At 66.3% G+C, this 13,524-nt stretch carries 11 protein-coding genes; 10 read left to right on the top strand and 1 reads right to left on the bottom strand.

Features of this window, described 5'->3' with window-relative positions:
* From G3N61_RS17935 to G3N61_RS17915, 5 genes are all read left to right on the top strand, one after another.
* A partial coding sequence (locus G3N61_RS17935; protein WP_205823218.1) for a DUF3108 domain-containing protein occupies positions 1–902 on the top strand: 902 nt, incomplete at its 5' end.
* Between the two features lie 254 nt (positions 903–1,156).
* Positions 1,157–1,414 carry a DUF3567 domain-containing protein gene (locus G3N61_RS17930; RefSeq protein WP_006477667.1) on the top strand — a complete coding sequence of 86 codons (258 nt, stop codon included), beginning with the start codon at positions 1,157–1,159 and terminating at the stop codon, positions 1,412–1,414.
* Between the two features lie 201 nt (positions 1,415–1,615).
* Positions 1,616–2,683 carry a homocysteine S-methyltransferase family protein gene (locus tag G3N61_RS17925; RefSeq protein ID WP_043187112.1) on the top strand — a complete coding sequence of 356 codons (1,068 nt, stop codon included), beginning with the start codon at positions 1,616–1,618 and terminating at the stop codon, positions 2,681–2,683.
* Between the two features lie 41 nt (positions 2,684–2,724).
* Positions 2,725–5,442, top strand: a complete 2,718-nt coding sequence (metH, locus tag G3N61_RS17920; protein WP_043187110.1) for a methionine synthase — start codon at positions 2,725–2,727, stop codon at positions 5,440–5,442.
* A gap of 188 nt (positions 5,443–5,630) precedes the next feature.
* Entirely contained in the window at positions 5,631–6,218 is a 588-nt protein-coding gene (locus tag G3N61_RS17915) for a hypothetical protein (protein ID WP_043187109.1), read from the top strand.
* A gap of 305 nt (positions 6,219–6,523) precedes the next feature.
* Here the strand turns inward: G3N61_RS17915 and G3N61_RS17910 are convergent, their stop codons facing one another.
* Complete coding sequence (locus G3N61_RS17910; RefSeq protein ID WP_043187107.1) at positions 6,524–6,847, bottom strand: DUF1840 domain-containing protein; 324 nt, start codon at positions 6,845–6,847, stop codon at positions 6,524–6,526.
* Positions 6,848–7,047: 200 nt separating this feature from the next.
* Between G3N61_RS17910 and argS the strand changes: the two genes are divergently transcribed.
* The 5 genes from argS (at position 7,048) to G3N61_RS17885 (ending at position 13,429) form a co-directional block, all read left to right on the top strand.
* Complete coding sequence (gene argS, locus G3N61_RS17905; RefSeq protein WP_205823217.1) at positions 7,048–8,778, top strand: arginine--tRNA ligase; 1,731 nt, start codon at positions 7,048–7,050, stop codon at positions 8,776–8,778.
* A 106-nt stretch (positions 8,779–8,884) separates the two neighbouring features.
* Complete coding sequence (locus G3N61_RS17900) at positions 8,885–9,820, top strand: SPOR domain-containing protein (RefSeq protein WP_043187103.1); 936 nt, start codon at positions 8,885–8,887, stop codon at positions 9,818–9,820.
* Positions 9,821–9,889: 69 nt separating this feature from the next.
* Positions 9,890–10,528 (top strand): thiol:disulfide interchange protein DsbA/DsbL, encoded by a 639-nt coding sequence (locus G3N61_RS17895; protein ID WP_011353364.1) that lies wholly within the window; start codon positions 9,890–9,892, stop codon positions 10,526–10,528.
* Positions 10,529–10,547: 19 nt separating this feature from the next.
* Positions 10,548–11,321 carry an SDR family oxidoreductase gene (locus G3N61_RS17890; RefSeq protein WP_043187101.1) on the top strand — a complete coding sequence of 258 codons (774 nt, stop codon included), beginning with the start codon at positions 10,548–10,550 and terminating at the stop codon, positions 11,319–11,321.
* 512 nt (positions 11,322–11,833) lie between these two features.
* Entirely contained in the window at positions 11,834–13,429 is a 1,596-nt protein-coding gene (locus G3N61_RS17885) for an ABC transporter substrate-binding protein (RefSeq protein WP_043187100.1), read from the top strand.
* Positions 13,430–13,524 lie beyond the last annotated feature (95 nt).

The following is a 13,524-nucleotide window of genomic DNA, read 5'->3' as shown; positions in this document are numbered from 1 at the left end:
CGGGCGCGCATGCCGCGTCGGCCGCCGGCGCCGCCAGCGCCGCGACGCCGGGCCCCGCGACACAAGGCGTGAAGTTCACCGCACCGCCCTCCGGCGACCTGCAGTACGACACGTTCTACAACGGCATGCAGAACATGATCGGCACGATCCGCTGGCGCACCGACGGGCGTACCTACGACCTGTCGGTGTCGATGCCCGTGCCGTTCGTCGGCCCGTTCACCTATCGCAGCGAAGGCCGCATCGACGCGTTCGGCGTCGCGCCCGACCGCTACGTCGAGAAGCGCGGCAAGCGGCCGGAAGACATCGCGATCTTCAACCGCGAGATCCGGCAGGTCGTGTTCACGCGCACGCCGAACAACGCGCCGCTGCCCGACGGCGTGCAGGACCGCTTCAGCATGCTGATGCAACTGTCGGGGCTCGTGCGCGGCAATCCCGCCGCATACAAGCCGGGCGTCACGCAGCAGTTCTTCGTGATCGACAACAACAGCGGCGAGACCTGGCCGATCACCGTGATCGGCGACGAGCAGGTGCAGACGCAGACCGGCATCATCAACGCGCGGCACTTCATGCGCCTGCCTCGACGCGACGGCGACACGCGCCGGATCGACATGTGGCTCGCGCCGTCGCTCGGCTGGCTGCCCGCGCGGCTCGTGCAGACCGAACCGAACGGCGCGCAGATCGAGCTGTTGTGGCATGGCCGGCTCGCGGCGCCGGGCGCGCCGTCCGACGCGGCATCCGCAGACGGCGCCACGCATGCGCCCGGCGGTGCACCAACGCCCGATGCATCGGCCGCACCGGCCGCGGCACCGGCACAACCCGCGCCGCCGGCCACCGTGCAACCGCCGGCACAACCGGCTGCACCGCCCGCGTCATCGCCTGTCACAACACCTGTCACACAGTGAACTCACGCGCGAACGCGCGCGATTCGGCAATTTCGACCGATTACAGATTTCCTTGAAATCGCCGATGACACTCTTTAACAACTATTTCAGTCCACCGGCCGACAATAGGAAACGTTTCATAGACATCGGCTTCTAACCGATACACCCCATGCAGACGGGAACGGGGTGTGCAGCGCAAGCCCCTTGAAACCGGCAAGGCTCGCCCCACCTAGGGGACAACAAGGCCAGATGCCACTGCGAAGAGGAGTGCCGCCATGCAAATGATCTACAACAGCCCCAACTACTGCGTCGTCGAATTCGCGCCGCAGGCCGGCCACCACCTGATGAATGCCGGCGGATATGAAATCGTCGACAAGAACGCGCAGCGCGAAATCTTCATCGACGGCGAACTTGCCGAACGATTCCGCGCGCACGTGAAGCAGTTGATCGAGGATGAACCGTCGCTCGATGAAGTCGACGAATTCCTCGGACAATTCGACAGCCTGATGATGATGCCCGTCGTGCTGCACTGACGACCCGCGGCCCGGCGCCTCGCGCGGCCGGGCCATTCGCCGCGCAACGACGCGGCGCCGCGAGCACTCCGATCATGCCCCCGCCCGGTTCGCCGTGCGGGGGTTTTCATTTGGCGGCCCGCCGGCGCGGCGCCAGGCCGGGCGGGCCCCAGGCGCACCGGCTACAATGACGGTTTTCCCGTCTTCGCCGGTCCTTCGCCCATGTCTGCGACTCCTCTCGCCGCTTCCGTCCCGCTCGACGCGCCCTACACGCGCGGCGCCGCTCTGCCCGCGCTGCTGAAATCGCGCATCCTGATCCTCGACGGCGCGATGGGCACGATGATCCAGCGCTACAAGCTCGACGAAGCCGCGTATCGCGGCGAGCGCTTCAAGGATTTCGCGCGCGACATCAAGGGCAACAACGAACTGCTGTCGATCACGCAGCCGCAGATCATCCGCGAGATCCACGACCAGTACTTCGCGGCCGGCGCCGACATCGTCGAGACCAACACGTTCGGCGCGACGACCGTCGCGCAGTCCGACTACGAGATGGAAGATCTCGTCGTCGAAATGAACATCGAATCGGCAAAGCTCGCACGCGAAGCGGCCGAGAAATACGCGACGCCGGACAAGCCGCGCTTCGTCGCGGGCGCGATCGGGCCAACGCCGAAGACAGCGAGCATCTCGCCGGACGTCAACGATCCGGGCGCACGCAACGTCACGTTCGACGAGCTGCGCACGTCGTACTACCAGCAGGCGAAGGCGCTGCTCGATGGCGGCGTCGACCTGTTCCTCGTCGAGACCATCTTCGACACGCTGAATGCGAAGGCTGCGCTGTTCGCGCTCGACGAGCTGTTCGAGGACACCGGCGAGCGCCTGCCGATCATGATCTCGGGCACCGTCACCGATGCGTCCGGCCGGATCCTGTCGGGCCAGACGGTCGAGGCGTTCTGGAATTCGCTGCGCCACGCGAAGCCGCTCACGTTCGGCCTGAACTGCGCGCTCGGCGCGGCGCTGATGCGCCCGTACATCGCCGAGCTCGCGAAGCTGTGCGACACCTACGTGTCGTGCTACCCGAACGCGGGCCTGCCGAACCCGATGGCCGAGACGGGCTTCGACGAGACGCCGGACGTCACGTCGGGCCTGCTGAAGGAATTCGCGCAAGCCGGGCTCGTGAACCTCGCGGGCGGCTGCTGCGGCACGACGCCCGAACACATCGCCGAGATCGCGAAGGCGCTCGCCGACGTGAAGCCGCGCCGCTGGCCGAACCAGTACAGCGACAACGCCTGACCCGACCGCCCACGCCCTTCATCACCAGAATTCGCACCGCCATGACCGATCACATGATGCGCCTTGCCGGCCTCGAGCCGTTCAACGTCACGCCCGGGACGCTCTTCATCAACGTCGGCGAACGCACCAACGTCACCGGCTCGAAGGCGTTCGCGCGCATGATCCTCAACGGCCAGTTCGACGAGGCGCTCGCGGTCGCGCGCCAGCAGGTCGAAAACGGCGCGCAGGTGATCGACATCAACATGGACGAGGCGATGCTCGATTCGAAGGCGGCGATGGTGCGCTTCCTGAATCTCATCGCATCCGAGCCGGACATCGCGCGCGTGCCGATCATGATCGACTCGTCGAAGTGGGAAGTGATCGAGGCGGGCCTGAAGTGCGTGCAGGGCAAGGCGATCGTCAACTCGATCTCGCTGAAGGAAGGCGAGGACGCGTTCCGCCACCACGCGCACCTGATCCGCCGCTACGGCGCGGCAGCCGTCGTGATGGCGTTCGACGAAACCGGCCAGGCCGACACCTACGAGCGCAAGATCGAGATCTGCACGCGCTCGTACAACTTCCTCGTGAACGAAGTCGGCTTCCCGCCGGAAGACATCATCTTCGACCCGAACATCTTCGCGGTCGCGACCGGCATCGAGGAGCACAACAACTACGCGGTCGACTTCATCGAGGCGACCCGCTGGATCAAGCAGAACCTGCCGCACGCGAAGATCAGCGGCGGCGTGTCGAACGTGTCGTTCTCGTTCCGCGGCAACGACCCGGTGCGCGAGGCGATCCACACCGTGTTCCTGTACCACGCGATCCAGGCGGGGATGGACATGGGCATCGTCAACGCGGGCCAGCTCGGCGTGTATGCAGACCTCGACCCGGAGCTGCGCGAGCGCGTCGAGGACGTGATCCTGAACCGCCGCGACGATTCGACCGACCGCCTGCTCGAGATCGCCGACAAGTTCAAGGCAGGGGGCGCGAAAAAGGAAGAGAACCTCGAGTGGCGCAACCAGCCGGTCGAGAAGCGGCTCTCGCATGCGCTGGTGCACGGCATCACGAACTTCATCGTCGAAGATACCGAAGAAGTGCGCGCGAAGATCGCCGCGGCCGGCGGCCGCCCGATCAACGTGATCGAAGGGCCGCTGATGGACGGGATGAACATCGTCGGCGACCTGTTCGGCCAGGGCAAGATGTTCCTGCCGCAGGTGGTGAAGTCGGCGCGCGTGATGAAGCAGGCGGTCGCGCACCTGATCCCGTTCATCGAGGAAGAAAAACGCCTGCTCGCGGAAGCGGGCGGCGACGTGCGCGCGAAGGGCAAGATCGTCATCGCGACCGTGAAGGGCGACGTGCACGACATCGGCAAGAACATCGTGTCGGTCGTGCTCCAGTGCAACAACTTCGAAGTGGTCAACATGGGCGTGATGGTCCCGTGCAACGAGATCCTCGCGAAGGCGAAGGTCGAGGGCGCGGACATCATCGGGCTGTCGGGCCTCATCACGCCGAGCCTCGAGGAAATGGCCTACGTCGCGTCGGAAATGCAGCGCGACGACTACTTCCGCGTGAAGAAGATCCCGCTCTTGATCGGCGGCGCCACGACGTCGCGCGTGCACACGGCCGTGAAGATCGCGCCGCACTACGAAGGCCCGGTGGTCTACGTGCCGGACGCGTCGCGCTCGGTGTCGGTCGCGTCGAGCCTGCTGTCCGACGAAGGCGCGACGAAGTACCTCGACGAGCTGAAGTCCGACTACGAACGGATCCGCGACCAGCACGCGAACCGCAAGGCGCAGCCGATGGTCACGCTCGCCGAAGCGCGCGCGAACAAGACCAAGGTCGACTGGGCGGGCTACCAGCCGGTGAAGCCGAAGTTCATCGGCCGCCGCGTGTTCAAGAACTACGACCTGAACGAGCTCGCGCAGTACATCGACTGGGGCCCGTTCTTCCAGACCTGGGATCTCGCGGGCCCGTACCCGGCGATCCTGAACGACGAGATCGTCGGCGAATCGGCGCGGCGTGTGTTCTCCGACGCGAAATCGATGCTCGCGCGCCTGATCCAGGGCCGCTGGCTGACCGCGAGCGGCGTGCTCTCGCTGCTGCCGGCGAATACCGTCAACGACGACGACATCGAGATCTACAGCGACGAGTCGCGCTCGGAAGTGCTGCTCACGTGGCGCAACCTGCGCCAGCAGAGCGTGCGCCCGGTGGTCGACGGCGTGATGCGGCCGAACCGCTCGCTCGCCGACTTCATCGCGCCGAAGGAATCGGGCGTCGCCGACTACATCGGGATGTTCGCGGTGACGGCCGGCCTCGGCGTCGACGTGAAGGAAAAGCAGTTCGAAGCCGACCACGACGACTACAGCGCGATCATGCTGAAGGCGCTCGCCGACCGCTTCGCGGAAGCCTTCGCGGAAGCGATGCACGCCCGCGTACGGCGCGAGCTGTGGGGCTACGCGAGCGGTGAAACGCTCGACAACGAAGCGCTGATCGCGGAAAAGTACGCGGGGATCCGCCCGGCACCCGGCTACCCGGCCTGCCCCGACCACCTCGTGAAGCGCGACATGTTCGACGTGCTGCGCGCAGACGAGATCGGCATGAGCGTGACCGACTCGCTGGCGATGCTGCCGGCCGCGAGTGTGTCGGGCTTCTATCTCGCGCATCCGGACAGCACGTATTTCTCGGTCGGCAAAATCGGGCAGGATCAGCTCGAGGACTACGCGCAGCGCATGGCGCTGTCGCTCGACGACGCGCGCCGCGCGCTCGCGCCGCAGCTGTAATCGATCGAGCCGCGGCGCGCCTGCCGCGTCTTGCCGCCACGCGCCCCGGTCACGGGGCGCGTCGTACAACGCGCCATTCAATCAGGATACCTAATCTCAATATTGCCCGATCAAGGCCGCAGCAGCCCGAGCCTGCAGGCAAAGGCGCATGGATAGCCCATCCCTTTCAGCCCGAAATTCGCCCCGCCATGTCGACCTTCGAAATCCGGATCAACGACACGCCGATCGATGCAGCCAGTCCGTTCCCGCCGACGCGCTACCGCGGCGAAAGCTGGGACCTGAGTCATTTGCGTCCGTTGACGTTCTCGTGCGATCTGGAAACCGGCTTCGACGTGACGGTTCTGGTCCTGTTCTCCTGTCACTGTTTCACCCGCAGTTTCAAATGGGATCCGCGCACCCGCGACGCCATTCCGGACGACGAGATCTACGACGACGGCCGCGAGACACGCGTGCTCTGCGCGGACCGGTACCACGCGTCGCGACATCTGTTGCGCGACGTGATCGTCGGGCTGGCGACGCGCCGGATCGTCGTCGCCGATGAACGACAACCCAATTTCGTGACGGTGGAGGCGGTCTCGTCGGATGGCGCGCAACGGGTGTACGCGGTGTTCTTCGAGGTTTCGAGGGACCGGATCAGAAAACGCCGGCTCATCCTGCGCGTCCAGTCGGCCTATATGCTGGATGGCGGCCTGAACAGACGCCAGCGGGAAGCCCGGAAGGTGGCGTTGCGCACGTTGCTGCGCGCAAGCCTGGAGGGCCGCAGGATCCGGGCGTAGAAAAACCAACGGCCGCCTTTCGGCAGCCGTCGCATGCGGGATTCTCTTTCCGTCTCTCGACGAAGTACCCACTCCAGGTGGGGCCCGATTGCTCGGGCGGCGCTATGTTTTCGCACCCGCTTTCACATAGTCTTGCGTTGAATTATAAGGAATTTCACCCTTCGGTCAAGGCAGGCGCCGGCCGCTCCCACCCGTTTCGAGCGAGCCGCCGCCCGACGCCGCTTTCATCAGACAAAATAAAAAGCCCGCTCGGAAGCGGGCTTTTTCTTGTCTTACTAACCTTTCCTACTGCCGGGCAAGGAAGCTCAGAAACCCCAGTGCACGTCGGCCTGGCCGGCCTTCGCTTCGCGCAGCATCGTGAGGAACGGCGCGACGCGCTGTGCCAGGCTCGGCGGCACTTCATGGTGCGAGTGGTCGGCTTCGTCCTCGTGGAAATGGCCGGCGTGCTCGGCGCGTTCCTGCTTCGCCTGCGCGACCGCGCCTTCCAGCTTGGCGATCGCGTGGTCCAGCTCGTCGTGCGTAATCACACCGCGCTCGCCCAGCTGCTTGCCGACGAGACCCAGCACATACACGGCGAAATCCTTCAGCACGTCGAGATCCTGTGCCGCCTTGCTCTTGAACGTAATCATGACAATTCCCTTTTCATCTTGTTGTGCCTGCGCAGCGCGGTTGGGGAACGCCGGCAGACCGGCGTCCGGCCTCGCGGACACGGGCCGCCTGAGCGGCATATTAGCACCTGTTAAAATTCTGCGATCCCTGAAACGCGCGCTTAAAAAGCGTGCCGGCGGGCCGGCGTTTCCGGCCGCCACCAACGAAGCCTTCTACCAGCATGCTGCCAGCACACAAACAGACCCTCGAAGCCCTGCTCGCGGATAGCGTCAAGCAGGTCGCACACGCGCTGAAAGGCGCCGACACGGCGTTCGTCGCCCCCGTCATCACGCTGGAGCGCCCGAAGGTCGCCGCGCACGGCGACGTCGCGTGCAACGTCGCGATGCAGCTCGCGAAGCCGCTCGGCACGAACCCGCGCCAGCTCGCCGAGCAGATCGTCGCCGCCCTCACCGCCCAGCCGGGCGCGCAAGGCCTCGTCGAAGCTGCCGAGATCGCCGGCCCCGGCTTCATCAACCTGCGCCTGTCGGCCGCCGCGAAGCAGGCGGTGATCGCCGCCGTGTTCGACCAGGGCCGCGCGTTCGGCACGTCGGATCGCGAGAAAGGCAAGCAAGTGTTGCTCGAATTCGTGTCGGCCAACCCGACCGGCCCGCTGCACGTCGGCCACGGCCGCCAGGCCGCGCTCGGCGACGTGCTCGCGAACGTGATCGCGAGCCAGGGCTACGCGGTGCACCGCGAGTTCTACTACAACGACGCGGGCGTGCAGATCGGCAACCTCGCGATCTCGACGCAGGCGCGCGCACGCGGCCTGAAGCCGGGCGACGCGGGCTGGCCGGAAGCCGCGTACAACGGCGAATACATCGCCGACATCGCGCGCGACTTCCTGAACGGCGAAACGGTCGCCGCGTCGGACGGCGAGCCGGTCAAGGGCACGGGCGACGTCGAGGATCTCGACGCGATCCGCAAGTTCGCGGTCACGTACCTGCGTCGCGAGCAGGACATGGACCTGCAGGCGTTCGGCGTGAAGTTCGACCAGTACTACCTCGAGTCGTCGCTGTACAGCGAAGGCCGCGTCGAGAAGACGGTCGATGCGCTGATCAAGGCCGGCATGACCTACGAGCAGGACGGCGCGCTGTGGCTGCGCACGACCGACGAAGGCGACGACAAGGATCGCGTGATGCGCAAGTCGGACGGCACGTACACGTACTTCGTGCCGGACGTCGCGTACCACGTGACGAAGTGGGAGCGCGGCTTCACCAAGGTGATCAACATCCAGGGTTCGGACCACCACGGCACGATCGCGCGCGTACGCGCGGGCCTGCAGGGGCTGCACATCGGGATCCCGAAGGGCTACCCCGACTACGTGCTGCACAAGATGGTCACCGTGATGCGCGACGGCCAGGAAGTGAAGATCTCGAAGCGCGCGGGCAGCTACGTGACGGTACGCGACCTGATCGACGAAGCGACCATCACGCGCGGCCGTGACGCGGTGCGCTTCTTCCTGATCTCGCGCAAGGCCGATACCGAGTTCGTGTTCGACATCGACCTCGCGCTGAAACAGAACGACGAAAACCCGGTCTATTACGTCCAGTACGCGCATGCGCGGATCTGCTCGGTGCTCAACGAGCTGAAGTCGCGCTACAACGTCGACGTCGCGCAGCTGCCGGGCGCCGACCTGGCGCAGCTGACGAGCGCGCAAGCGGCGTCGCTGATGCAGAAGCTGGCCGAGTACCCGGACATGCTCACGCACGCGGCCAACGAACTGGCGCCGCACGCGGTCGCGTTCTACCTGCGCGACCTCGCTGGCGAATTCCACTCGTTCTACAATGCGGAGCGCGTGCTGGTCGACGACGAAGCACCGCGTAATGCGCGCGCCGCGCTCCTCGCCGCGACCCGGCAGGTGCTCGAGAACGGTCTGGCGGTGCTCGGCGTGTCCGCGCCCGCCAAGATGTAACGCAGCAAGCGGCCCGAATCGGGCAGCGAATGGCCGCGGCAGGAGCGCCCGCCGTCGGATACCCGCCGTGGCCTTTTCACGATTCTTTTTGCAGGTGACTCAAGCAATGGCACAACCACGCCGAACTTCGAAGCAATCGAAACAAGCCGGAGGGACATTTCTTGGAATCGTGCTGGGCCTGATCGTCGGCCTCGCGATCGCCGTGGTGGTGGCGCTCTACATCACGCGCTCCCCGTCGCCGTTCGTGTCGAAGGTCGCGCCGCCGCCGGCCGACAACGGCGCGAGCCAGCCGCAGCAGTTCGATCCGAACCGCGCGCTGCAGGGCAAGACGCCCGGCCAGCCGGTGCCGCAGGCCGCGCAGCCCGCGCCGCCGAACACCGCGCCCGGCCAGGCCGCGAACCAGACCCAGGGCGGCCTGCTGCCCGAACCGCAGATCGTCGAAGTGCCGCCGTCGGCCAACGGGTCGAGCGGCTCGAACAATACCGGCAGCTCGAACGGCACGACCGCGTCGAACAATCCGTCGTCGGGCAACGGCGTCGCCGTCGCGCCGAAGCCGGCCGACACCACGCCGCCGCCGAAGAAGACGCAGCAAGCGCAGCAACAACAGCAACAGCAGCAACAACAGCGCCCGCAGCAGCAGTCCGGCGGCGAGGACGACCTCGCGCGCTTCGCCGCGCAGAAGCAGGCCCAGCAAGCCGCCGCGCAAAAGCAGCAACAGCAGCAACTGGCCGCGAACACGCCGAAGCCGACCTCGTCGGCCACGGCCGCCGCGGCAGCGAAGCCGCCGACCGCGAACGACGCGAATACCGGCTACTTCCTGCAGGTGGGCGCGTACAAGACGGAAGGCGACGCCGAGCAGCAGCGCGCGCGCCTCGGTTTCCAGGGCTTCGAGTCGAAGGTGTCGAAGCGGGATGTCAGCGGCGTGACCTATTTCCGCGTACGCGTCGGCCCGTTCTCGAAGTTCGAGGAGATGAACTCGGCCCGCCAGCGCCTGTCCGATGCAGGTGTCGACACGGCGGTGATCCGTTTCACGAAGCAGTAAGCAACCGGCCGAGCCCACTCAGAACCCGTTACGTTCCGTAACCCGAGCAACTGATTCGACGTTCACAACATGAAAAAACTGCTTAGCACGCTCCTTCTGTCCCTGGGCCTGGCCGCCGGTCTCGCGCAGGCTTCGCCTGCCGCGCCGGTCGCCGGCAAGGACTTCGAGGTGATGAAGTCGCCGCAGCCGGTGTCCGCGCCGGCCGGCAAGGTCGAGGTGATCGAGTTCTTCTGGTACGGCTGCCCGCACTGCTACGAATTCGAGCCGACGATCGAGGCCTGGGTGAAGAAGCAAGGCAACAACATCGACTTCAAGCGCGTCCCGGTCGCATTCCGTGACGATTTCGTCCCGCACTCGAAGCTGTTCTACGCGGTGTCCGCGCTCGGCATCTCCGAGAAGGTCACGCCGGCGATCTTCAACGCGATCCACAAGCAGAAGAACTACCTGCTGACGCCGCAGGCGCAGGCCGACTTCCTGGCCACGCAGGGCGTCGACAAGAAGCAGTTCATGGACGCGTACAACTCGTTCAGCGTGCAGGGCGAAGTGAACCAGTCGGCCAAGCTGCTGAAGGACTACGCGATCGACGGCGTGCCGACGGTCGTCGTCCAGGGCAAGTACAAGACGGGCCCCGCTTACGCGAACAGCATCCCGGGCACCGCCCAGGTGCTGGACTTCCTCGTGAAGCAGGTTCAGGACAAGAAGCTCTGATCCCCGCCCGCGCGCCGGCATGACTACTCCGCTGAAGGTCTTCATCACCGGCGCATCGAGCGGCCTCGGCCTCGCGATGGCCGAGGAATACGCCCGCCAGGGCGCCACGCTCGCACTCGTCGCGCGACGCACCGATGCGCTCGATGCGTTCGCGCGGCGCTTCCCGAAGCTGTCCATCTCCGTCTATTCCGCCGACGTGCGCGATGCCGACGCGCTCGCGACGGCCGCCGCGTCGTTCATCGCGACGCACGGCTGCCCCGACGTCGTGATCGCGAACGCGGGCATCAGCCAGGGCGCCGTCACGGGCCAGGGCGATCTCGCGACGTTCCGCGACGTGATGGACATCAACTACTACGGGATGGTCGCGACGTTCGAGCCGTTCGTCGGCCCGATGACGGCTACGCGCCACGGCACGCTGGTCGGTGTCGCGAGCGTCGCCGGCGTGCGCGGCCTGCCCGGCTCCGGCGCGTACAGCGCGTCGAAATCGGCCGCGATCAAGTATCTCGAAGCGCTGCGCGTCGAGCTGCGGCCGGCCGGCGTCGGCGTCGTGACGATCGCGCCCGGCTACATCCGCACGCCGATGACCGCGCACAACCCGTACCGGATGCCGTTCCTGATGGACGCCGACCGCTTCGCCGCGCGTGCGGCCCAGGCGATCGCGCGACAGCGCGCGTTCCGCGTGATTCCGTGGCAGATGGGTGTCGTCGCGAAGGTGCTGCACGTGCTGCCGCGCTGGCTGTACGACCGCCTGTTCGAAAAGGCGCCGCGAAAGCCGAAGGCCGGCGCACACTGACGCGCCAGCGAGCCGCCGGCCCGCGAAGCTTCGCGGGCCGCCTCTCCGTCTCTCCGTCTCTCCGTCTCTCCGTCTCTCCGTCTCTCCGTCTCTCCGTCTCTCCGTCTCTCCGTCTCTCCGTCTCTCCGTCTCTCCGTCTCTCCGTCTCTCCGTCTCTCCGTCTCTCCGCATCACCGCTTCACCGCTTCACCGCACCGACGCCGGCCGCTTCGACGCTTCGATTCACGACACACCCGCACCGCTCCCGCGCCGTCCTCGACGCGCCGGCGTCCTGCTTACCCAGTGCCAGCTCTCCGCCGTCCGCAGCCTGCTCCGCCCCGCCCGCCGCCCCAACACCCGTTCCGTCGCGAACGCAGCCGTTTTTCGGTCAATTCGCCGCGTTCAGGCGCCTTTTTTCACGCGTCGCGCGCTTTGACGGTATGCTATTCGCCAGCCGCGCCGGCCCTGTCCGCTTCCGGGCCGCGCCCGCATCCCGTCACCCAGCAAAAAACACAAGCCACGTGGGAGATCCTATGCAGGTCAAGCTGTTCGCCACGGCCGCGCTCGCCGCCGCCCTCGCCGTCCCCGGCCTCGTCGCCGCCAAGCCGCTCACCGTCTGCACGGAATCGAGCCCGGACGGCTTCGACGTCGTGCAGTACAACTCGCTCGTCACGACCAACGCATCGGCCGACGTGATCTTCAACACGCTCGTGTCGTACGACGAAGCCGCGAAGAAAGTCGCGCCCGCGCTCGCCGACAAATGGGACGCGAGCGCCGACGGCCTCACCTACACGTTCCACCTGCGCCCGAACGTCGCGTTCCAGACCACCGAGTACTTCAAGCCGACCCGCACGCTCAACGCGGACGACGTCGTGTTCACGTTCAGCCGGATGCTCGACGATGCGAACCCGTGGCACAAGGTGGCCGGTGCGAGCGGTTTCCCGCACGCGCAGTCGATGGGCCTCGTGAAGCTCGTGAAGTCGGTCACGAAGGTCGACGACAGCACCGTGAAGTTCGTGCTGAACGAGCCGAACGCGACCTTCGTGCCGATCCTGACGATGGGCTTCGCGTCGATCTACTCGGCCGAATACGCAGACCAGCTGCTGAAGGCCGGCAAGCAGGCCGACCTGAATGCGAAGCCGGTCGGCACGGGCCCGTTCGTGCTGAAGAGCTACACGAAGGACGCGCTGATCCGCTACGACGTGAACCCGACCTACTGGGGCACGAAGCCGAAGGTCGACCGGCTGATCTATGCGATCACGCCCGACCCGTCGGTGCGCCTGCAGAAAGTGAAGGCCGGCGAATGCCAGATCGCGCTGTCGCCGAAACCGCAGGACGTGCTCGCGGCGAAGGGCGAAAGCGCGCTGAAGGTCGTGCAGACGCCCGCGTTCATGACCGCGTTCGTCGCGCTGAACACGCAGAAGAAGCCGCTCGACAGCGACAAGGTGCGCGAAGCGCTGAACCTCGCGTTCGACCGCGCGACCTACCTGAAGGTCGTGTTCGACAACACCGCGACGGCCGCGAACAACCCGTATCCGCCGAACACGTGGAGCTACGCGAAGGACGTCGCGCCGTACGCGTACGATCCCGCGAAGGCGAAGCAGCTGCTCGCGCAGGCCGGCTTCCCGAACGGCTTCTCGACGACGATCTGGACGCGCCCGACCGGCAGCGTGCTGAACCCGAATCCGAAGGTCGGCGCGGAGCTGCTGCAGGCCGACCTCGCGAAGATCGGCGTGAAGGCCGAGGTCAAGGTGATCGAATGGGGCGAGCTGATCAAGCAGGCGAAGCTCGGCCAGCATGACATGCTGTTCATGGGCTGGGCCGGCGACAACGGCGATCCGGACAACTACCTGTCGCCGCTGTTCAGCTGCAACGCGGTGAAATCGGGCATCAACTTCGCGCGCTTCTGCGACGCGCAGCTCGACAAGCTGATCGCCGACGGCAAGTCGACCGCCGACCAGGCCAAACGCGCGAAGCTGTACGAAGCGGCGCAGAAGATCATCCACGACCAGGCGCTGTGGATTCCGCTCGGCTATCCGACCGCGGCCGCGCTCACGCGCACGAACGTGAGCGGCTATCACGTGAGCCCGTTCGGGCGGCAGAACTTCACGACCGTCGCCGTGCAGTAACGCGACCCTCGCGCGTGGCGCGCAAGCGACGGTGCGTCGGGCCGTCGCTTGCGGCCCGCGCGCCACGCGCGCTACACTGCGCGCTCATTCCTCAT

It is taken from the genome of Burkholderia sp. Ac-20349 (assembly GCF_017104865.1).
Taxonomy (GTDB): domain Bacteria; phylum Pseudomonadota; class Gammaproteobacteria; order Burkholderiales; family Burkholderiaceae; genus Burkholderia; species Burkholderia aenigmatica.
The sequence above is the reverse complement of the archived record's forward strand: the minus strand, read 5'-3'. Positions and strand labels throughout refer to the sequence as shown.